Below are 17,931 nucleotides of genomic sequence, written 5' to 3' on the forward strand. Positions count from 1 at the left end.
TTTTCTTTAAATTTACACTTGGATAAAGTTAGTTGACTAATTTCGCAAAATAAAAAAATACGTATGAAATTTAATTTTAAGGAAATATTCACAGCCTTTATGGTTTTATTTGCGGTGATAGATATTATCGGTAACATCCCTATTATCATAGATTTACGAAAAAAAGTAGGACATATTCAGTCTGAAAAAGCATCTGTAATTGCAGGTGTTATCATGATTGTATTTCTTTTTTTGGGCCAAAGTTTATTAACTTTAATAGGAATCGATGTAAATTCCTTTGCCGTTGCCGGTTCTTTTATCTTATTTTTTATTGCGTTAGAAATGATTTTAGGCATCACATTATACAAAGATGATTCTGGTTCCGCACCTATTACCGCAACCGTTTTTCCTTTGGCTTTTCCACTAATTGCTGGTCCTGGAAGCTTAACAACCTTACTTTCTTTGCGGGCAGAGTTTTATATAGAAAATATCATTGTTGCCGTACTCTTAAATGTAGCTTTAATCTATATTGTATTGAAAACGTCTTCAAAAATAGAGCGCATCATCGGGCCCAACGGAATTCAAATTATTAGAAAGATTTTTGGAGTTATATTGTTAGCGATTTCGGTAAAACTTTTTGCTCAGAATATTAAAGCCTTATTTATTTAATATGAATTTTGATGCACTTATTATAGGCGGTGGTGTTGCTGGTTTACAATGTGCGTTAATATTGGGGTCTGCAAGAGAAAAACCTTTTGCAATTCAAAAGAATATTGCCATTATCGCACATCAAAAAGCTTCACACTTACAAAACGCATTGTTCAACAATGTTTTAGGGTTGTCTCCTAATACGATTGGTAAAGATATTTTAGTCTCTGGCAAACAACAATTGGCAACAGAATATCCTTGGATCTCTCAAATAGAAAATGAAAAAGTAATTTCAATAGTACATGCTGCTGATCTTTATGAAGTAACCACAAATAAAGGAATGTACATCGCTAAAATAATAATTATCGCCTTAAACTACTCAAAACCTCTCACCATAAAAGGTTTGAACGACTTTATAGGACCGCACCAAAAAGCAAATCCCGAAAAGGATAGAATTCAACTTAAAAACACAAATTATTTTATACAGAAAGGGATGTATTGTTGTGGCACTATTGCCGGATGTAGAAGTCAATTTGCAATTGCTGCAGGGAGCGGAGCGGCAGTTGCAACCGATATTTTAACACTTTGGAATGATGGAAACCATGTTAAAATCCATGACAAAATAGATTTAAAAAACCCAACTAACTAATTGGGTTTTTTAGATAAAATGACTGTAAATTACTCTACCGTAACTGATTTCGCTAAATTTCTTGGTTGGTCTACATTCTTATTTAACATGACGGCAATGTGATAAGAAAGTAATTGAAAAGGAATAGTCGTTAACAAAGGTGTCAACGCCTCGGCGGTCTCCGGAATCTCAATTACATGATCTGCAATTTCTCTTACTTGAGTATCGCCTTCCGTAACAATTGCAATAATTTTCCCGGCTCTCGATTTAATTTCTTGAATGTTACTTACTACTTTTTCATAGTGTCCTTTACTCGTTGCAATCACAAAGATTGGCATATTTTCATCGATTAAAGCAATTGGACCGTGTTTCATTTCAGCCGCAGGATATCCCTCTGCATGAATGTATGAAATTTCCTTTAATTTTAAAGCTCCCTCTAAGGCTACTGGAAAATTAAAACCTCTGCCAAGGTATAAACAATTCGTTGCATTTTTGTAAACCGCAGCAATCTCCTTTACTTTATCTTCTATCTTTAACAATGCCTCTATCTTCTTAGGAATGAGCTGCATTTCCTGCATAAACTCACGAAGCTGAGGTTTAGAAATTTCTCCTTTTTTAGAGGCTAATTTTAATGCGATCAGCGTTAAAAGTGTAATTTGTGTGGTAAATGCTTTTGTAGACGCTACCCCAATTTCTGGTCCTGCATGTGTATATGCGCCCGCGTGTGTTTCTCTTGCAATCGAAGATCCTACAACATTACAAATACCAAAAACAAAAGCACCTTTGGCTTTTGCTAATTTTATAGCAGCTAATGTATCTGCAGTTTCACCAGATTGTGAAATCGCAATTACCACATCTTTCGACGTTATTATTGGATTTCTATACCTAAATTCTGAGGCATATTCTACCTCTACGGGTATGCGAGCCTTGTCTTCAATAAGATATTCTCCCACCAATCCTGCGTGCCAAGAAGTACCACAAGCAACGATAATGATGCGCTCTGCATTTAAAAACCTATTTATATTGTCGTCGATACCAGACAATCTTATAATTCCTTCATCTGCCAGCATTCTACCGCGATACGTGTCTATAATCGCTTTGGGCTGTTCATGGATTTCCTTAAGCATAAAATGATCATAACCACTTTTTTCTATTTGGTCTAAACTCAATTTCAGCTTTTGAACATTAGCATGAACCTGCGCGTCACCTTTAATTTTATGAATTTTTATTCCTTTCCCAATTTTAATAATCGCTAATTCTTCATCTTCTAAATAAATAGCGTTTTTTGTATATTCGATAAAAGGAGAGGCATCTGAAGCTATAAAAAATTCAGTATTGTCTTTTCCCACTCCAATTGCAATGGGGCTCCCTAAGCGAGCGACTACTATTTCATCTGGCTTTGCTTTATCAAAAACAGCAATGGCATAAGCTCCTATCACGTTGTTTAGAGCTAATTGCACCGCTTTCCCCAATTTGCAGGCCTCATTTTTCTTGACGTCCTCTATTAAGTTTATTAAAACCTCGGTATCTGTGTCACTCTTAAAAACGTATCCTCTAGAAATTAATTCCTTCCGCAATGCATCATAGTTTTCTATGATTCCGTTGTGAACAATGACTAAATTTCCTGATTGAGATGTGTGTGGGTGGGAATTAACATTATTTGGAACCCCGTGTGTAGCCCATCTCGTGTGACCAATACCAAGATTTCCATTTTTTCGGCTTTGCTCTTTATTTATAATATCTTCAAGATCAGCAACCTTTCCTTTCGTTTTTGAAAGTTGGATCTTAGTGCCATCAAACATCATGATTCCAGCGCTGTCATACCCGCGATACTCTAATCTTTTTAATCCTTTTATTACAATAGGATATGCATCTCTATATCCTATATAACCTGTTATTCCACACATAGTAATTGTTTCTTCCCTTGGTTATTTATTTACTTCTTTCTCTCTGTATACGATATTTTTAATTGTGCTTTTCCAACTCCGTTTACAGCACTTTCTCCATTTAACAAAAGCACAGATCTTGGATTCCAGTTGTACGTTTTCACGTTCACATCTAAAACTCCTGCACCACTTAAAGGTACATCTGTAATCTGGTTGAAAACTTTTAATTCTAAAGTAGGAAACTCCTCTGTGGCTCCGTCTAGTAAATTAGAGATATAATCTGTAATTTTAAAGTTGTAGCTATCCGGAGTTCCGTCTTCACCTATCAACAGAGCACCACCAAACGATGCAAATTCGGTGTAGGCATCTTCGACATGCGTAGACAACGAGCGACCAACACTTTGCATATTCTTATAAATTAACAATTTTTGAGGTAAAAGGTCAGCAGTATTACTAGTGGAGCTATTTACGTGAAAAGTTAACAGCGCGTCGTTTACTAACAAACCTCCCTGGCTTGCTTCATCTGTCAATGATCCCAATTCTCCCAAGTCTAAAAAACCATCCGCATTCACGTCCTTATTTTTGTACTTTAAAATAGGGTCTAAAGGATTTTTACTTTCAAGTTCTACTAAATTTACACCTAAAATTTTGACTGTTGCAGAGGTGCCGGCCGTCCCTTGAATTATGAAATTCTCGTTTGGAACAGGCTGAGAAGCAGAAGACATCGTATAGGTACTAATTCTTGCATTAGAAAGTGGAAAACTATAGCTACTTGTGGTATTTTCTACGACGTCACCGTCTTTTAGAACCGTTTTTGCATAGAAAAAGTCGATTGCTGCTGAAGGCATGGCTGCTAAATTAATTGGAACCAAAGCACCATCTTCACCTTTCGCTTTTACAATAATTCCTTTAAAATAAGTTTGAAATTCGGCAGATGACGAAAAATCAGGATCTTCAAACTTATCCCAAAACAAGCGTTTCATTTCATCTAAATCTAACGGAATTGCCAAAAAAGGAGCCGCAAGACTACTTGCATTCGAGAGCTTTAAAGTATCTTGAATAATTAAAGTGCTATTAACAGCCGCACTTCTGTCTGTTCTATTGAAATAAAAAACCGTATCAACAGCACTGGGCTTGAAAGTGAAACCTACTTCTGTTAATAATTCCTCTTCTTGGTACACGAAATCGGATGAAAATGAATTCCCTTTTGATGGATCTTCAGGGTTTAAAAGATTTATGAATGTTCCGTTTCGATACACCTCTAATTCTGTAGGGAGGGATGGATTCCCTAAAATCGAATCCAATCTAAATTTTGATTTACCATCTGCTTGTTTGCCAGTAAATATGGATGTATAGGGTATTTTTAAAATGACTTTATCTAAATTATAACTAGTTGTGGTGTCATTGACTGGAGCTTTAGATATTTCGAGACCTGATGGTAAGGAGAGTTGAGAAACAAATCCTGCTACTATCTTTTTTGCATAAGGCTTATTATAGACTCCTAACCAGTATTCCCCCAAAATGCCAAGTCTGATATTGTCTGCTCGAACAGAAGTAATATTATTTTGTGTGATTTCAACATCTAAAAAAACATCTCCTGTTGAAAACTCTGTATTACTAATTACACCGGATCCAATATCTGTAAAATCCTTTTCACATGAAACAAAACCAACGAATAACAAAAATAAAACACCAAGAGAGGTGCCTTTTCTAAAAATATTTTCCAAAATAAAACAATTATTTGGCTGAAACTAAATCAGCATAAAAACTTAAATAACTTTCTTTAAAATTCTCTTCCTGAAAACTCAACACAGGAACTTTTTTCTCTTCGATAAAAGTAGTTAACTCTTCAGATATATTCTCACTCCCATGAATAATTGCATCCGAATTTTCGATCGCACTTTTTAATATATTCGTATGGCTCGGAATGCGAACTGTAGCGATTTTATCATTTTCGTTTAAATCAAACTTTAGTTTATCCGCAAGTTTTTCATTTAAAGTTCCTTCAAAGGGGTTACTGTAAACAGAAGTAATAATTTTACTTTCAGAAAAAAGAGGTTCTTCATTGTAAAATTCTCTTAGATAAAGTGGTAATAATGAGGCCATCCAACCGTGCACGTGAATTATATCTGGTGCCCAATTTAACTTTTTAACCGTCTCTACAACACCTTTCGCAAAGAAGATTGCCCGCTCATCATTGTCTTCAAAAAGTTGATCATCTTCATCTGTAAAAACTGCTTTCCTCTTGAAATACTCTTCATTATCTATAAAATAGACTTGCATTCTTTCTTTGGGAATAGAAGCTACTTTTATAATAAGCGGCATGTCCATGTCGTCTACGACAAGATTCATTCCAGAAAGGCGAATTACCTCGTGTAGTTGGTGTCTTCTTTCATTGATAACACCAAACCTTGGCATAAAAATTCTAGTTTGTACTCCTTTGGAATGGGCGTTTTTTGCTGCATTAAATGCAGTCAGCGCTAGCTCAGTTTCGGGTAGATAAGGGACCACCTCAGATGAAACAAATAAAATTCTCTTGTCCTTCATTAAATCAAACTCTTTTATAAGAGTCGCAAAAATACAAATTATTATGCTAATATCGTGTTAAAATGGTAAGTTTGCACACTTTATCAATGTATTTAAAATGAAAGTTTTCAGTAAAAAAAACGACTTAAAAGACTGTCTTTTAGCATATAAAAGCAACAATAAAACCATTGGTTTTGTACCAACGATGGGCGCCTTACATCGCGGTCATCTGTCCTTAATTAAAAAAGCTCAGCAAAAGAATGATATTGTTGTGGTGAGCCTTTTTGTAAATCCTACTCAATTTGACAATGCTGAAGACTTAGCGAAATACCCAAAGACCTTAGCAAAAGACATCGACATGTTACGCTCAGTGCACTGCGACATTCTATTTACTCCATCTGTAGAAGAAATTTATGAAAATAATATTACTTCAGAAAACTTCAATTTTGACGGAATAGAGCACCAAATGGAAGGGAAATTTCGAAAAGGACATTTTAACGGTGTAGGAACTATTGTAAAAGCGCTTTTTGAAATTGTAGCGCCTCACAAAGCTTATTTTGGCCAAAAAGATTTTCAACAATTGCAGGTCATAAAAAAAATGGTAAAAAAACATGGCTTACAAGTAAAAGTCAAAGGATGTCCAATCTATAGAGAACAAGACGGTCTGGCAATGAGCTCTAGAAACGTAAGACTGTCTAAAGAACAACGGATTGCCGCACCACTAATCTATAAAGTGCTGCAAGAGGTTGGTAGAAAGTTCAATACACAAAGTGTTTTGGAAGTTACGGAATGGGTTGATAATCAGTTTAAAAACCACACCTCTTTGCGTTTAGAATACTTTACAATTGCAAATGAAAAATCTTTAGAATCAATTAAAATTAAAGATTCTCGTAAAAAACACCGTGCGTTTATTGCGGTCTTCGCTGATGAAATAAGATTAATTGACAACCTTCATTTAAACAATTTGTAATTTAAAAAATAGTATTTTTGTAAAATGTTAGTTCAAGTTGTAAAATCTAAAATCCACCGAGTAAAAGTTACGGGTGCTGATTTAAATTATATCGGAAGCATAACCATAGATGAAGATTTAATGGATGCAGCGAATATAATCGAAGGAGAGCGTGTTCAGATCGTTAATAATAATAATGGGGAGCGTTTGGAAACCTATGCAATCCCCGGTCCGAGAAAAAGTGGAGAAATTACACTAAACGGGGCGGCGGCAAGAAAAGTTGCAAAGGGAGATGTTTTAATCTTAATCGTATACTGCTTCATGGATTTTGAAGAAGCCAAAAAGTTCAAGCCATGCTTAGTTTTCCCAAATGAAAACGACAATACACTCACGTAAATTGAATATTAAAAAGATTTTAAAAATAGTTTTACCACTGACTTTAGGTGGTTTTTTAGTTTGGTACTCGCTCTCTGACATCTCTCTAAAAACGCTTGGTACTTTCTTCAAAGAAGCAAACTATAGTTTTATTTTTCTAGGTCTTTTCTTTGGCATTTTAAGCCATTTATCAAGAGCTTATAGGTGGAAGTTTATGTTGGCGCCTCTTGGATTTAAACCAAAATTTACGAATAGTATTTTAGCCGTTTTAGTAGGGTACCTAGTGAATTTAGCAATTCCTAGAGCAGGAGAGGTTTCGAGAGCATTGGTCTTGACAAATTATGAAGAAATTCCTTTCGAAAAAGGATTTGGGACCATTGTAGCGGAGCGAATTGCAGATTTAATTATGATGCTTTGCGTAGTTATAATTACGCTTTTTGTTCAATTTGATTTTATTTACGGTCTTTTGATTCGCAATTTTAATCCCATAAAAATTAGTGTAAGTCTTGTTGTCTTAGGAATTGGATTTTTTACATCATATGCTTTTATAAAAAAAGCAAAATCAGGATTCTTGTTAAAAATTAAAACATTTGTAGCTGGTTTGATAGAAGGTGTTACAAGCATCTTTAAAATGAAAAATAAGTGGGCCTTCATTTTTCACACCGTATTTATTTGGATAATGTATGTTGCCATGTTTTGGGCAACCATACCCGCAATTGAAGGTTTACACGTTCCCTTAGGGGGTATCTTAATCGGTTTTATTGCAGGTGGATTCTCCATTGCCGCCACAAACGGCGGGATTGGTTTGTATCCAATTGCTGTGGCTAGTGCACTGGCATTGTTTGATATTCCTACGGAAACAGCTACCGCTTTTGGCTGGATTATGTGGACAGCCCAGACGGCAATGATTGTTCTTTTTGGGGGATTGGCATTTTTATTACTCCCACTTTACAATAAGAACACGTAAATTCAAAATTATAAAAACAAAAAACTACTAAAGATGGCGAAAACCAAAACAACTTTTTTCTGTCAGAATTGTGGCACACAACATGCAAAATGGGTTGGGCAATGTAGTGCTTGTAAAGAATGGAATACCATTGTTGAAGAAATAATTCAGCAAGAAGAGAAACGAATTTGGAAACAATCAACCACTGCAAAACAAACGGTAAACAAACCTCTAAAAATTGCAGATATCCAATTAAACCCTGAAGAAAGAATTGTTACCAACAACAAAGAGTTGGATACTGTGTTAGGCGGAGGCTTGGTAAAAGGATCTGTAACGCTTCTGGGTGGAGAACCTGGCATTGGAAAATCTACGCTATTATTACAAGTAGCTTTAAACATCCGTCAAAAAGTCCTGTATGTTTCTGGTGAGGAAAGTCAGTCTCAAATAAAAATGAGAGCTGATAGATTGGAGGCAAACAATTCTAATTGTTTAATTCTTACCGAAACCAACACCCAACAAATCTTTAAGAACATAGAAGAAACGGAGCCAGAAGTTTTGGTTATTGATTCGATACAAACACTGCATACCAAAAATATTGATGCCTCCCCTGGAAGTATTTCTCAAATTAGAGAAACGGCTGCAGAACTCATAAAATTTGCAAAAGAAACCGCTACTCCAGTATTGCTAATTGGTCACATTAACAAAGACGGAAACATTGCTGGACCAAAAATTCTAGAACATATGGTCGATGTTGTTTTACAATTTGAAGGCGACAGGAACCACACCTATCGAATTTTAAGATCTCAAAAAAATAGATTTGGATCCACATCGGAACTGGGTATTTATGAAATGCTCTCTACTGGACTCCGCGAAATTTCAAATCCATCTGAAATATTAATTTCTAAAAAAGATTCTGATTTAAGTGGAACTGCAATTGCTTCTACCTTAGAGGGTATACGCCCATTAATGATAGAAATACAGGCCTTGGTTTCTACTGCTGTTTATGGCACACCACAACGCTCAACAACCGGTTATAATCTAAAACGTCTCAACATGATTTTGGCTGTTTTAGAAAAACGTGCTGGCTTTAAATTAGGTGCAAAAGATGTTTTTTTAAATATTACTGGAGGCATCAATGTTGATGATCCCGCAATTGATTTAGCAGTCGTGGCTGCAATCTTGTCCTCAAATCAAGACATTGCTATTAACCCCAACGTTTGTTTCGCTGCGGAGGTGGGATTGGCCGGAGAAATCAGACCTGTTTCTAAAATCGACCAACGAATTTTAGAGGCAGAAAAACTAGGGTATAAAACCTTAGTAGCTTCAAAATATAATAAAATAGCTTCTAAAAACCATGGCATCAAGCTAGTGTTAGTAGGTAAAATTGAAGAGGCATTTGCAACACTATTTGCCTAAGTACGGGTGAAAAAAGGACCTCTTAAATTCAACCTTTAATGTAAATACAAAAACCAAGCAGTACTGCTTGGTTTTTGTATTTATATCCGTTTGAGTACAATCCTATTTCTTATTTACAGCTTTTATGTATTTATCTAAGGCCATAGTCATTGACGGAGTATCTGGGGATGGTGCTTCAATATCACACTTTAAACCCGCTTCTGTAACGGCATTTACAGTTGAGTTTCCAAAAGCAGCAATTCTCGTGTTGTTCTGCTTAAATCCTGGGAAGTTTTGGAATAATGACTCAATCCCTGAAGGACTGAAAAAAACCAATACGTCATAAAAAACATCTTCTAAATCAGACAAATCGCTCACAACAGTGCGATACAAATCGAGACGCGTCCACTTTACTCCTAATGCATTTAATTCCTCAGGAACTAAAGGTTTTAGTTTGTCCGAAGAAGGTAACAAGAAATTTTCTGTCTTGTGTTTCTTAATTAACTTTGTTAGGTCAATAAAAGTTCTAGCTCCCACATAGATTTTACGCTTTCGATACACCACATACTTTTGCAAATAGTAGGCAACAGCCTCAGATTGACAAAAATATTTCATATCATCCGGCACTTTAAAACGCATTTCTTCAGCAATTTTAAAAAAATAATCTACTGCATTTCTACTTGTCAATATAATGGCAGTGAACTCTTTAAAATCAACTTTTTGATTTCTAATTTCTTTTACAGGAATACCTTCTACATGAATAAAAGACCTAAAGTCGATTTTTACTTTCTGTTTATCTGACAAATCAAAGTAAGGAGAGGTTTCTGTCTTTGGAGGAGGTTGCGATACTAAAATAGTTTTCACTTTCATACGCTTGGGGTTTTTAATTTAAAACATCAACTTAAACAGAGTTAATAGCGGTGCTATTTCGAAGGCGCAAAGATACAATATAAAATAAAATAACTCATTAAAAACCAGGTTTTTATTATGGCGTATATGAAGCACAAATCTCACAAGAAATAAGCCAATAATTATAGGTACCAAATAGGAAACACTCAGTGGGCCAAATTGACAAACAATAAATAAAATAAGTAGAAAAAAACAGATAGAGTATAGCGAACTATATTTAGAGACGATATAAAATCGCAATCTTTTTCTAAGAAGGAAAAGATTTGAAAAAGATACTTCAAGCAGTCTTTTAATTAATAGATATGAAAAAACAACTCCTGATATAGTCAAGTAATAAGAGAAACTTACTGCCAAACCATCTTTGTTTTGTGCAGTAATTAAACTAATGACAAACGCTAACACTAAAGACGAAAAGACAAAAAGCACATTGTGAAAAAGACTAAAAAAAGAAGTATCTCTACCTAACTCACCGTCTGCAAAACCTTTATTAAAAACAGCAAAAACGTAGCCTTTTAATTTCTCTGAATCAAGTACTTTTAAAACAGCAATCAATACCAAAAGCAAAAGCAGCACGATGGAAATCCAATTTGTACTGTTCGCTATTTTTTCTAGTGCTTGCAATTTATATAATTTGAAAATATTAACACAAAACTAATAATTTAAAAATGTATATTTGCCATCTTACCTCATGAAATTTCATTTATGTCAGATACGCTTGTTATCATACCCACCTTTAATGAAAAAGAGAACATAGAGGCAATCATTACTGCTGTTTTTGCTCAAAAAAAGAAGTTCCATATTTTAGTTGTTGATGATAATTCTCCTGACAAAACCGCTACTATTGTAGAGAAATTAATAGAACAATTTCCAGCCCAGCTTTTTCTAGAAAAAAGAATGAATAAAACAGGCTTAGGAACTGCTTACATTCACGGTTTTAAATGGGCGCTGTGCAAAAGCTATGAGTACATTATAGAAATGGATGCCGATTTTTCACACGATCCTAAAGACTTAGTTCGCTTATACAATGCTTGTAACAATGAAGGCATTGGAGTTTCTATAGGATCTAGATATGTAAACAACAAGGTAAATGTAATAAATTGGAATATTAAACGATTGTTACTTTCCTATTTTGCTTCAAAATATGTTCGTTTTATAACTCAAATTCCTATTTACGACACCACTGCTGGATTTGTCTGCTGGAAGAGATGTGTTTTAGAAACGATAAACTTAGACAAGGTAAAACTTGTTGGATATGCCTTTCAAATTGAAATGAAATTTAAGGCATGGAAACATAAATTTCAGATCAAAGAAGTGTCCGTTGTTTTTACAGATAGAAATCTAGGCACCTCAAAAATGAATGGAAATATTGTTTCTGAAGCCTTGTTTGGTGTGATAAAAATGACCTTAAAAGGACTGCCAAAATAAAAGACAATGAATCAAATTTCTCTAAGAACGACACAACTCAGCGACATCGAAACACTTTTAGAATTTGAGCAAGGAGTGGTTGCTGCAGAAAAACCTTTGGATACGTTTTTAGGAGATGGCACACTGTATTATTACAATATTCCCCAACTAATAAATGATAAAAACACGCATTTTTTAGTAGCCTTAGTAGGAGAAGAATTAGTAGGTTGCGGTTATCTGAAAATAAAAAAATCCCAGACGTATCACAAAAATCCCAAACATGGATATGTTGGGTTTATCTTCGTAAAACCATCGTTTAGAGGAAGGAAGGTCAGCACTTTCGTTTTAGAGTCCTTAAGAGAATGGGGCACAGAAAAAGGTTTAAAAGAATTAAGATTAGACGTATACAGTAATAATTCTGCCGCCATAAAGCCCTATGAACGTTTTGGGTTCCAAAGGAGTTTGGTTAATATGAGAATTGATATTTAAAATAAAATGACAAAAGCAACCTTAATAAAAAGTGCAACAATCGTCAACGAAAATAAAATTTTTAAGGGCGATGTTCTCATTGAAAACGAAATTATAAGAACTATTTCTTCGGAAATAACGGCTCCGGAAGGTGTTGAAATCATAGATGCAAAAGGGAGTTATTTAATCCCTGGATTTATAGATGATCAAGTACATTTTAGAGAACCTGGCTTGACGCACAAAGCAAACATTGCGACCGAAAGTAGAGCTGCAATTGCAGGTGGAATTACCACCTTTATAGAAATGCCAAATACAATTCCTCAAGCGACAACGCAAGAGCTGTTAGAAGACAAATTTAAAATTGCCGCACAAGACTCCTATGCCAACTACTCTTTTATGTTTGGTGGAACTAACGATAATTTAGAAGAACTCTTAAAAACAGACCCCAAAAAAGTAGCTGGAATTAAGTTATTTCTAGGCTCATCGACGGGAGATATGTTGGTGGACAATGAAGAAATTTTGGAAAAAATTTTCGCTTCTACAAAGATGATTATTTCTGTACATTGTGAAGATGAAGCAACCATAAAAAAGAATACTGCCATTTATAAAGAAAAATATGGTGATGACATCCCTATGAAATATCATCCCTTTATTAGAAGTGTAGAGGCCTGTTATTTGTCCTCCTCAAAAGCGATTGAATTGGCTAAAAAAACGGGTGCTAGGCTGCATGTTTTTCATTTATCAACAGAAAAAGAAACTCATTTGTTTAGAAATGACATTCCTCTTGAAGAAAAGCAAATTACGTCGGAGGTTTGCATTCACCACCTTTGGTTTTCCGACAAAGATTACGATAAGAAAGGAACGCTTATTAAATGGAATCCAGCTGTGAAAACGGAAGACGACAGGCAAGGTTTGTGGAAAGCCTTGTTAGATGATAGAATCGATGTATTGGCAACAGACCATGCACCCCATACGATAGAAGAAAAAAATAATATCTATACCAAAGCGCCTAGTGGCGGACCGATGGTGCAACACGCAATTGTTGCACTTTTAGAAAAGGTAAAAGAAGGCGTCATTCCTATTGAAAAAGCGGTTGAAAAAATGAGCCACAATCCTGCTAAATTATTCCAAATTGAAAGACGTGGATTTATAAAGGAGGGTTATTTTGCCGATTTAGTACTGATTGATCCCAACCAATCTCAAACGGTTTCTAAAGACAATATACTATACAAATGCGGCTGGTCACCATTTGAAGGAACTACCTTTTCGTCAACGATAACGCATACGTTTGTGAATGGAAACTTAATCTACAACAACGGCATTTTTAACAACGATATCAAAGGGAAAAGAATCACGTTTAACAGATAATATGAAAACAATTAGCGGCCTCTTCATTTTCCTGTTTTTTGTCTCTTGTACAAGCAATACAATTTTTGAGAAACCAAAGAATTTAATACCTCGTGACACGATGAGCCTCTTACTTCAAGAAATGGTCATTGCTTCTAGTGCAAAGTTCTTGAAAAACAAAAAGCTACAAAAAAATATTAATTACATGCCTTTGGTTTACGAAAAGTTTAAAATTGACAGCACGCGTTTTAATGCGAGTAATTATTACTACATGTCTACCGTCGATCAATATCAAGAGATTTTAAAAAATGCTGCAGCAAAATTAAAGTCTAGAAAAAATGCCTTTCAAAAAATTAAAAAAAACGCAGACTCGCTTAAAGAAGCGATTACCGATACTGAAAAGAAAAATAAATTAGATCGTTTAAAAATAAAAAAATAAAAACGTTACTTTCTATAGCTACTGCAAACATCTTTGACAACCTCCTCAATTTTTTCAAATTTAAAAGACGTTGTTTTAATAACTTTTTGTGAAGAATATTCCGAAATTTCATGTGCACTTTTTGCAGCATATTTGCCTAGTAGAGGCGCTTTACTTGTGAATCTTGCCATTGCAGCTGAAAAGCGCCATAACAACTCTGTTTGCCAAGGTTTTATTCGTATCGCAGGTCTTTTTTTCCCAAAGGTGTCTGCTATTAAAAAGAAAAGCTCTTTGTATGTTTTATTTTCTGAAACTAAAATGAAGCGCTCATTTTTAACATCAGAATTCATCAACAAAATCATAAGACTTACAACATCCTTTACACCTACATAACCAGTAATTCCCGCTGTATAATATTTAAACCCGTGATGCACTTGATGAAATAATTTCCCAGAACCCGTCGCCCAAAATCCAGCGCCCAAAATCACTCCTGGATTTACGATAACCACCTCTACTTGTTCTTGACTAGCGCGCCAAACCTCCATTTCTGCACCGAACTTTGTTATGGAATAACCACTATTGTCCAAGTCCTTATTCCATTCATTTTCTTCTGTGATTAACACACCATTAGGGGCATCTCCAATTGCAGCAATCGAACCCACAAAACATAACTTTTTTATTTTTGCATCGATAGAGAGGTTGACAATAATTGCAGTTCCATGAATATTTACTTTTCTCATTTCAACATAATCCCTTGGATTAAAAGAAATAAAGGCAGCGCAATGGTATACTTTTTCAACCCCAACAAAGGCTGGAATCATGGAAGGAACATCTGTAATATCGGCTTTAAACCAACTAATTTTTTCGATTAAAGAAAGATCGTCAGTATAATAAGAAAAAACTTTTTTTACCAGTTCTATTTTTTCCTCAGAACGATAAATAGCTCGAATTTCTTCCTTATTTATTATCAAATGATACAACAAGTGTGCTCCTACCAATCCTGTTCCTCCGGTAACTAAAATCATAGAGCGAATTTAGTATATTTTAAGTGATAAAGTTATATTTGCAGCCTGATAAACAGAATACCATGAAGAATTTTATTGAAGAATTGCAGTGGAGAGGAATGTTAAATGATAGCATGCCAGGTACTGAAGAACACTTACTTGAGGAAATGCGAAGTGCATATGTTGGTTTTGATCCAACGGCAGATTCATTACATATTGGAAACTTAGTACCCATAATGCTCCTAGCACACTTCCAAAGATGTGGCCACAAGCCCATTGCTTTAGTTGGCGGTGCTACTGGTATGATTGGGGATCCCTCTGGAAAATCTTCTGAGCGCAATTTATTAGATGAAAAAACCTTACGCCACAACCAAGAATGTGTAAAAGCACAGTTGGGCAACTTTTTAGACTTTAAATCGAAAACAGAAAATGCCGCGCTTTTAGTAAATAACTACGATTGGATGAAAGAAATCTCTTTCTTAGAGTTTATTCGGGATGTTGGAAAACACATCAGTGTAAATTATATGATGGCAAAAGATTCTGTAAAAAACAGAATTAGTTCAGAGTCTAAAGAAGGAATGTCTTTCACAGAGTTTACCTACCAAATGGTGCAGGGATACGACTTTTTGCATTTATTTAGAGAAAATGCAACAACCCTTCAAATGGGTGGTTCTGATCAATGGGGGAATATTACAACAGGAACAGAGTTGATCCGCAGAATTGCTGGAGGAAAAGGCTATGCAATTACCTGTCCTTTGATTACAAAATCTGACGGTTCTAAATTCGGAAAATCTGAAGGTGGAAATGTTTGGTTGGATGCAAAGAGAACCTCTGCTTATAAATTTTATCAATATTGGTTAAATACTTCGGATGAAGACGCTGAAAAATACATCAGAATATTTACTTTTTTAGATCAAAAAACAGTTGAATCTTTAATTGCAGAGCATAGTGAAGCACAGCACATGCGTGTTTTACAAAAGCGCCTAGGAGAAGAGGTTACGCTGCTAGTGCACGGAAAAGAAGCATACGAAAAAGCGATTGCCGCTTCTAATATCTTATTTGGAAAGTCTACTGCTGCTGATTTAAAAGCATTGGATGAGCAGACTTTTCTAGATGTTTTTGACGGCGTACCGCAAGCAACGGTATCTCTTGCTGCGATCGAAGAGGGTTTGGATATGATTGGCGCTTTGGCCGCACAAACAAGCTTCCTAGACTCTAATGGAGATGCAAGAAGGGCTTTAAAAGAAAATGCTATTTCTGTAAATAAAGAAAAAATCAAAGAAAATTATACGATTTCTAAAGAAGACTTAATTGCAAATAAATACGTCTTATTGCAACGTGGTAAAAAGACCTACTACTTATTGGTTGTCGCCTAGCTTATACCTCAAATAAAACATAAAAAAGAGCTGAAACTATTGAGCTCTTTTTTTGTTTAATTTAGAAGTAATAAGAACACTTTTAAAGCAAGAATCTGTTTTTTAGGCACACCTTTAAAAGTTTTTAATTTTTTATTTGGATGCAAACTCAACGTTGATATTATTAAATTCAGCACTATCTTTTTTATCTCCTTCTGCCGCTTTACCAAAAAATAAGATGCGACAATATACCCCTCAGCAAGATATCCTTGCTTCAATTTATATTCTTGAGCAAGAAAGGGAATGGAAATAGCCATCAATAAAATTGTTACAAAATTTTTCATTAAGCTGTCTTTTTTGTTTGATAAATAAAAACTGGAAACCTTACAAAAACGTCAAAGCACAACCTCTCATCCCTGAGTTATTAAAACGGCTGGGTACTTCAAACGTTGCATTTTCAAGCACCTTTCCTGTACCTTGGAAGGCAATAAGAGAACAAGAATTATAAGATACCGAATCAATGCTACTTATTCCAACGTTCTTCGCCAGAGAATTAATAGTCAAAGCATCTTACCTATCTCTTGCTGAAATTTTTATCCATGGACGCGTGTTAAAAACACCTCTCCATTTTAAAGACAGCACAATTAACAATGCCCTTGCTGTATTTTGAATGAATGTCAAAAACCACAACTACCGCTTGTAAAATGCTGTGTACTTTTTCACGTCGTTCTCACCAATGACCTCAATACCTCTTCTCTTTTTTAAGTTAAATTGCTGTACATCTTGCAAATTTAAAAAGACAAAGGAAGTACCAATTAAAAACGTTTTATTATTCTTAACTTCTAAAAAATGAAGGATAATCAAAATAAAATATGCCTTTTAGGTTTTCCCTTAGAAAACTTGTTAATTCCTGATGATTTTCATAAACTTGTATCTAATTTTGTTAACTGATTTTAATCGTTTGGAAAAAAAACATGATTACTGTGTGGAAGCCTTCTTTATATCAGAACTAAAGAAAGGAAGGGAAGCGGCCTACAGGCATCTTTATAAACTATACTACTCAGAACTGTGCAACTATGCATCCATACTCTCTGGAAGCGACGAAATAGCAAAAGATATTGTACAACTTACCCTTGTAAAAATTTGGGAAAAAAGAAAAATTTTAGATATTAATACTTCTCTAAAAGGGTACCTTCTAAAAGCGATTTACAACTATTTTATTGACTCCAAAAGAAAAGAAAAAAAACAAGAGAATCTATTACAACACTTAAAACAAGAAGCATTATTAGAATATATTGAAACCTCTCCGGAAGAGATAGAGCAAATGCACTTACTTATTGCTCAAGAAATAGAGCTATTGCCAAAAAAATGTAAAAATATTTTTATCCTCGCTAAAAAAGAGGGGCTGAAGTATAAAGAGATCGCACACAAATTAAATATTTCTATAAAAACTGTAGAGAGACAGATCTCTATCGCTTTAAAAAAAATTAGAAAAAAAGTAACCCAATCCTCCTAAACTGTGTGTTTATAATTTTTAAATAATTACGAATACGTGTGCTTTAAAAAAAACCTCATCACCCCTTTGTCTTTCTCCTTTAAAAGAAAGTTCTCGGATGCGCCTATTTTGCCACTTTAAATAAAAGTGAAAATTCTCTAAAGTCCACGCATCCCCCAAAGCCTACTTATATCTCAAT

At 34.8% G+C, this 17,931-nt stretch carries 19 protein-coding genes; 12 read left to right on the forward strand and 7 right to left on the reverse strand.

What is annotated here, in order from left to right:
- Positions 1-63: 63 nt before the first annotated feature.
- Both PI23P_RS03305 and PI23P_RS03310 read left to right on the forward strand, forming a co-directional pair.
- Positions 64-648, forward strand: a complete 585-nt coding sequence (locus tag PI23P_RS03305) for a MarC family protein (RefSeq protein WP_004569314.1) — start codon at positions 64-66, stop codon at positions 646-648.
- Position 649: 1 nt separating this feature from the next.
- Positions 650-1,276: an NAD(P)/FAD-dependent oxidoreductase gene (locus PI23P_RS03310; protein WP_004569315.1), complete on the forward strand. Its 627-nt coding sequence runs from the start codon at positions 650-652 to the stop codon at positions 1,274-1,276.
- A gap of 29 nt (positions 1,277-1,305) precedes the next feature.
- On the opposite strand, the gene glmS is transcribed toward PI23P_RS03310, so the two are convergent.
- The 3 genes from glmS to PI23P_RS03325 are packed head-to-tail and all read right to left on the reverse strand — an operon-like array spanning position 1,306 to position 5,688.
- Complete coding sequence (gene glmS / locus PI23P_RS03315) at positions 1,306-3,162, reverse strand: glutamine--fructose-6-phosphate transaminase (isomerizing) (protein WP_004569316.1); 1,857 nt, start codon at positions 3,160-3,162, stop codon at positions 1,306-1,308.
- A 29-nt stretch (positions 3,163-3,191) separates the two neighbouring features.
- Positions 3,192-4,868: a DUF4270 family protein gene (locus PI23P_RS03320; RefSeq protein ID WP_004569317.1), complete on the reverse strand. Its 1,677-nt coding sequence runs from the start codon at positions 4,866-4,868 to the stop codon at positions 3,192-3,194.
- Positions 4,869-4,878: 10 nt separating this feature from the next.
- Positions 4,879-5,688 carry a glycogen/starch synthase gene (locus tag PI23P_RS03325; RefSeq protein ID WP_004569318.1) on the reverse strand — a complete coding sequence of 270 codons (810 nt, stop codon included), beginning with the start codon at positions 5,686-5,688 and terminating at the stop codon, positions 4,879-4,881.
- A 97-nt stretch (positions 5,689-5,785) separates the two neighbouring features.
- Here PI23P_RS03325 and panC point away from each other — a divergent pair, with 97 nt between their 5' ends.
- The 4 genes from panC to radA are packed head-to-tail and all read left to right on the forward strand — an operon-like array spanning position 5,786 to position 9,353.
- Positions 5,786-6,637, forward strand: a complete 852-nt coding sequence (gene panC / locus PI23P_RS03330; RefSeq protein ID WP_004569319.1) for a pantoate--beta-alanine ligase — start codon at positions 5,786-5,788, stop codon at positions 6,635-6,637.
- Between the two features lie 24 nt (positions 6,638-6,661).
- A complete protein-coding gene (gene panD / locus PI23P_RS03335; RefSeq protein WP_004569320.1) occupies positions 6,662-7,012 on the forward strand; it encodes an aspartate 1-decarboxylase in 351 nt (116 codons plus the stop codon).
- The gene (locus PI23P_RS03340; RefSeq protein ID WP_004569321.1) at positions 6,987-7,958 is read left to right on the forward strand and encodes a lysylphosphatidylglycerol synthase transmembrane domain-containing protein; all 972 of its coding nucleotides are present in this window, start codon (positions 6,987-6,989) and stop codon (positions 7,956-7,958) included. The genes panD and PI23P_RS03340 overlap by 26 nt, the downstream gene beginning before the upstream one ends.
- Before the next feature lie 33 nt (positions 7,959-7,991).
- On the forward strand, positions 7,992-9,353 hold the full coding sequence (radA, locus tag PI23P_RS03345; RefSeq protein WP_004569322.1) for a DNA repair protein RadA: 1,362 nt from the start codon (positions 7,992-7,994) through the stop codon (positions 9,351-9,353).
- Positions 9,354-9,455: 102 nt separating this feature from the next.
- Here radA and PI23P_RS03350 read toward each other — a convergent pair whose 3' ends face one another.
- Together PI23P_RS03350 and PI23P_RS03355 are read right to left on the reverse strand one after the other, a co-directional pair.
- Positions 9,456-10,202: a uroporphyrinogen-III synthase gene (locus PI23P_RS03350; protein WP_004569323.1), complete on the reverse strand. Its 747-nt coding sequence runs from the start codon at positions 10,200-10,202 to the stop codon at positions 9,456-9,458.
- Positions 10,203-10,220: 18 nt separating this feature from the next.
- Positions 10,221-10,814 (reverse strand): DUF4271 domain-containing protein, encoded by a 594-nt coding sequence (locus tag PI23P_RS03355; protein WP_238300039.1) that lies wholly within the window; start codon positions 10,812-10,814, stop codon positions 10,221-10,223.
- A gap of 129 nt (positions 10,815-10,943) precedes the next feature.
- Here PI23P_RS03355 and PI23P_RS03360 point away from each other — a divergent pair, with 129 nt between their 5' ends.
- Genes PI23P_RS03360 through PI23P_RS03375 form a run of 4 tightly spaced genes read left to right on the forward strand, consistent with a single transcriptional unit; the run spans position 10,944 to position 13,899 of the window.
- A complete protein-coding gene (locus tag PI23P_RS03360; protein WP_004569325.1) occupies positions 10,944-11,666 on the forward strand; it encodes a polyprenol monophosphomannose synthase in 723 nt (240 codons plus the stop codon).
- A 6-nt stretch (positions 11,667-11,672) separates the two neighbouring features.
- Positions 11,673-12,134, forward strand: a complete 462-nt coding sequence (locus PI23P_RS03365) for a GNAT family N-acetyltransferase (RefSeq protein WP_004569326.1) — start codon at positions 11,673-11,675, stop codon at positions 12,132-12,134.
- A gap of 6 nt (positions 12,135-12,140) precedes the next feature.
- Positions 12,141-13,481 carry a dihydroorotase gene (locus tag PI23P_RS03370; RefSeq protein ID WP_004569327.1) on the forward strand — a complete coding sequence of 447 codons (1,341 nt, stop codon included), beginning with the start codon at positions 12,141-12,143 and terminating at the stop codon, positions 13,479-13,481.
- Between the two features lies 1 nt (position 13,482).
- A complete protein-coding gene (locus PI23P_RS03375) occupies positions 13,483-13,899 on the forward strand; it encodes a DUF4296 domain-containing protein (RefSeq protein ID WP_004569328.1) in 417 nt (138 codons plus the stop codon).
- A gap of 5 nt (positions 13,900-13,904) precedes the next feature.
- Here the strand turns inward: PI23P_RS03375 and PI23P_RS03380 are convergent, their stop codons facing one another.
- Positions 13,905-14,903: an NAD-dependent epimerase/dehydratase family protein gene (locus PI23P_RS03380; protein ID WP_004569329.1), complete on the reverse strand. Its 999-nt coding sequence runs from the start codon at positions 14,901-14,903 to the stop codon at positions 13,905-13,907.
- Positions 14,904-14,965: 62 nt separating this feature from the next.
- On the opposite strand from PI23P_RS03380, the gene tyrS reads away from it, so the two are divergent.
- Complete coding sequence (gene tyrS, locus PI23P_RS03385; protein WP_004569330.1) at positions 14,966-16,258, forward strand: tyrosine--tRNA ligase; 1,293 nt, start codon at positions 14,966-14,968, stop codon at positions 16,256-16,258.
- Between the two features lie 56 nt (positions 16,259-16,314).
- On the opposite strand, the gene PI23P_RS03390 is transcribed toward tyrS, so the two are convergent.
- On the reverse strand, positions 16,315-16,581 hold the full coding sequence (locus tag PI23P_RS03390) for a hypothetical protein (protein WP_004569331.1): 267 nt from the start codon (positions 16,579-16,581) through the stop codon (positions 16,315-16,317).
- Between the two features lie 617 nt (positions 16,582-17,198).
- Between PI23P_RS03390 and PI23P_RS03395 the strand changes: the two genes are divergently transcribed.
- Positions 17,199-17,753 (forward strand): RNA polymerase sigma-70 factor, encoded by a 555-nt coding sequence (locus tag PI23P_RS03395; RefSeq protein WP_238299969.1) that lies wholly within the window; start codon positions 17,199-17,201, stop codon positions 17,751-17,753.
- Positions 17,754-17,931: the final 178 nt, after the last annotated feature.

It is taken from the genome of Polaribacter irgensii 23-P, assembly GCF_000153225.1.
In the GTDB taxonomy this organism is placed as follows: Bacteria; Bacteroidota; Bacteroidia; order Flavobacteriales; family Flavobacteriaceae; genus Polaribacter; species Polaribacter irgensii.

What these genes read in the sequence shown, in the direction of transcription:
- PI23P_RS03325 (WP_004569318.1), bottom strand. Translation starts at nt 5,688, where the DNA reads ATGAAGGACAAGAGAATTTTATTTGTTTCATCTGAGGTGGTCCCTTAT.
- PI23P_RS03360 (WP_004569325.1), top strand. Translation starts at nt 10,944, where the DNA reads ATGTCAGATACGCTTGTTATCATACCCACCTTTAATGAAAAAGAGAAC.
- PI23P_RS03375 (WP_004569328.1), top strand. Translation starts at nt 13,483, where the DNA reads ATGAAAACAATTAGCGGCCTCTTCATTTTCCTGTTTTTTGTCTCTTGT.
- PI23P_RS03365 (WP_004569326.1), top strand. Translation starts at nt 11,673, where the DNA reads ATGAATCAAATTTCTCTAAGAACGACACAACTCAGCGACATCGAAACA.
- PI23P_RS03370 (WP_004569327.1), top strand. Translation starts at nt 12,141, where the DNA reads ATGACAAAAGCAACCTTAATAAAAAGTGCAACAATCGTCAACGAAAAT.
- PI23P_RS03350 (WP_004569323.1), bottom strand. Translation starts at nt 10,202, where the DNA reads ATGAAAGTGAAAACTATTTTAGTATCGCAACCTCCTCCAAAGACAGAA.
- panD (WP_004569320.1), top strand. Translation starts at nt 6,662, where the DNA reads ATGTTAGTTCAAGTTGTAAAATCTAAAATCCACCGAGTAAAAGTTACG.
- PI23P_RS03310 (WP_004569315.1), top strand. Translation starts at nt 650, where the DNA reads ATGAATTTTGATGCACTTATTATAGGCGGTGGTGTTGCTGGTTTACAA.
- PI23P_RS03340 (WP_004569321.1), top strand. Translation starts at nt 6,987, where the DNA reads ATGAAAACGACAATACACTCACGTAAATTGAATATTAAAAAGATTTTA.
- PI23P_RS03305 (WP_004569314.1), top strand. Translation starts at nt 64, where the DNA reads ATGAAATTTAATTTTAAGGAAATATTCACAGCCTTTATGGTTTTATTT.
- radA (WP_004569322.1), top strand. Translation starts at nt 7,992, where the DNA reads ATGGCGAAAACCAAAACAACTTTTTTCTGTCAGAATTGTGGCACACAA.
- tyrS (WP_004569330.1), top strand. Translation starts at nt 14,966, where the DNA reads ATGAAGAATTTTATTGAAGAATTGCAGTGGAGAGGAATGTTAAATGAT.
- PI23P_RS03380 (WP_004569329.1), bottom strand. Translation starts at nt 14,903, where the DNA reads ATGATTTTAGTTACCGGAGGAACAGGATTGGTAGGAGCACACTTGTTG.
- panC (WP_004569319.1), top strand. Translation starts at nt 5,786, where the DNA reads ATGAAAGTTTTCAGTAAAAAAAACGACTTAAAAGACTGTCTTTTAGCA.
- glmS (WP_004569316.1), bottom strand. Translation starts at nt 3,162, where the DNA reads ATGTGTGGAATAACAGGTTATATAGGATATAGAGATGCATATCCTATT.
- PI23P_RS03390 (WP_004569331.1), bottom strand. Translation starts at nt 16,581, where the DNA reads ATGAAAAATTTTGTAACAATTTTATTGATGGCTATTTCCATTCCCTTT.